General features: G+C 62.2%; 2 protein-coding genes. One reads left to right on the top strand and one right to left on the bottom strand.

What is annotated here, in order from left to right; genetic code table 11:
* Positions 1 to 233: MMPL family transporter (locus BJF87_RS22690; RefSeq protein WP_262339115.1), on the top strand; the 233-nt coding region annotated here is incomplete at its 5' end.
* A gap of 248 nt (positions 234 to 481) precedes the next feature.
* Here BJF87_RS22690 and BJF87_RS22685 read toward each other — a convergent pair.
* Complete coding sequence (locus BJF87_RS22685) at positions 482 to 2,125, bottom strand: fatty acid--CoA ligase (RefSeq protein ID WP_006357955.1); 1,644 nt, start codon at positions 2,123 to 2,125, stop codon at positions 482 to 484.
* Positions 2,126 to 2,286: the final 161 nt, after the last annotated feature.

The raw sequence follows: 2,286 nt of genomic DNA, 5'->3' as shown, positions 1-2,286 counted from the left end.
TGTTCGGACTCATGCTGGGATCGATCGACGTGATGGTGCAGATCGGCTTCATCATCGGTATCGGGTTACTCCTGGACACCTTTCTCGTCCGCACGATTGTCGTCCCTGCGCTGGCAGCATTGCTCGGTGAGGCGAGCTGGTGGCCAGGGCGGCTGCACCGCGCGGCCGTGAGCCGGGATTCCACCGAGGTAGGACCCTATGCCAGAGGACCTTTGACGACGTCTAATCGCTGATGGCGGGGTGAATCTACATCAGGCGCGCGAGGGTTGACAGGAACTCTCGGTTCCTGCTGTGAAACGGCCCCACGATCAATTGCCCATTCGCGCTAACGCTTTCGCTACACCCCGTGCTGTAATGCTCGGTCGCAGTGTGAGTCATCGCTGCGGACTGCCTGGCCTGAGCACTTCTGAGAGCATCAGCCGAGGCGGTGAACACCAGACGGCGGCGGTTCAGCGAACCGCCGCCGTCAGCGAGAATGTGTTCAGTTCGGCACGACGACGAGATCCCCGTCGGCATGTTGGGCACGCAAAGCTCTTTTGTCGAACTTGCCCACGCTGGTGCGTGGCACCTGGTCCACGAACGCCCAGTTCTTGGGAATCCACCAACGAGGGATCTCGGCGGGGCAATTCTCGAGGAACCACTGGCCGAGTTGATCGGCGGTAACGTCGCTGCCGTGCGTCCGGACGACCACGGCTAGGGCCGTCTCCTGCCATCGCTCGTGGGGGATAGCGATCACGGCAGCCTCGGCCACCTGAGGATGGCCCATTATGGTGTTCTCGAGCTCCACCGATGAGACCCACTCGCCACCGGACTTGATGACGTCCTTCGTTCGATCGGTGAGCGTCAGATAGCCGTCCGGGCTGATGTGGCCAACATCGCCAGTCCGCAGCCAGCCGTCACGGAACTTGTCGCTGTCTTCGTCCATATTATAATAGCCACCGGTGATCCACGGCCCCCTCACTTCCAGTTCCCCCACGGACCTGTCGTCACGTGGAACCGGCATACCGGCCTCGTCGGTGAGACGCATCTCGACGCCACAGATGGCACGGCCCTGACGCTTGCGATACGTCATATCGGATTCCGGTGCGACACCGGCCGGTGGTCGACTCACCGCGGCGAGTGGCGAGGTTTCCGTCATCCCCCACGCTTGGATAATCGGGACGCCGAACCTGTCCGCGAATCCCTCGATCAACGACTGCGGCACCGCCGCACCCCCGCAGGCGACCAGACTGATCGACGACAGATCCACATCGGGATGCGATGACCCAAACTGCAACAGATCGTTCCAGATGGTCGGAACGGCACCCGCTTTCGTGGGCCGATGTGTCTGAATCATGTCCGCCAGAGGCGCCGCCTGCAGGAATCGGTCGGGCAGAAGCAAGTCGGCACCCGCCATAAGGGCCGCATAGGGAAGACCCCAGGCACTGGCGTGGAACATCGGCACCACCGGCAGGACTCGGTCACCCTCCTCCACGGCGAGCGCATTGCCGGTACAGGCTGCCATCGAGTGAAGGAACATCGAACGGTGGCTGTAGACAACCCCCTTGGGGTCTCCCGTGGTTCCGCTGGTGTAGCATATAGCCGCCGCCGATCTCTCATCGGGTTCTGCCCACGGAAAGGCCGGGGACTCCGCAGCGAGCGCGTCCTCATAACGAATGATTTCGACGCCGTTGCCCTCCAGCGCCGACACCTCCCCACCGCCGGCGACGAACACGACACGTACGGTCGACAGGCCCGGCAGCACCGGTGCCAACAACGGCACCAGCGAACTATCCGTAATGATGACCCGGTCCTCAGCGTGATTCGCGATGAACGACAGTTGGGACGCAGACAACCGCAGATTCAGGGTATGCAGGACGGCACCCATGGCGGGAACCGCAGCGTACGCCTCTAGGTGCTCCTGATTGTTCCACAGCAAAGTAGCTACACGGTCATCGTCGCCCACACCGGCACGACGCAGAGCATTGGCCAGCTGACCGCAGCGTTCCTCAAGGGGCCCGTAAGTCGTGGTTCGAGCCGGTTCGGCGCCGCCGTAGGTGATCACCTGCCTTCCGGCGTGATTCGTCGCGACGTGGCGAAGGATCGACGACACCGTCAAAGGTACGTCCTGCATCGTGCTCTTCATGAATACTCCTTCTGCGGCACAGCCGCCTTATTCTGCTGGGCCATAGTCCTGGATCTGCCAGCCCCCAGCCGTTTTCGACACGACCACCTTCAACAACGTCGGCAGTTCACTCGGTTGCGGGTTCTGCACGTTCTGCGTCTTCTGGCTCGCGAAGACCATCA

Source organism: Gordonia sp. CNJ-863, from assembly GCF_001942325.1.
GTDB lineage: Bacteria > Actinomycetota > Actinomycetes > Mycobacteriales > Mycobacteriaceae > Gordonia > Gordonia alkanivorans.
Note: the sequence above shows the minus strand (reverse complement) of the source record. Positions and strands in the feature narration are given on the sequence as shown.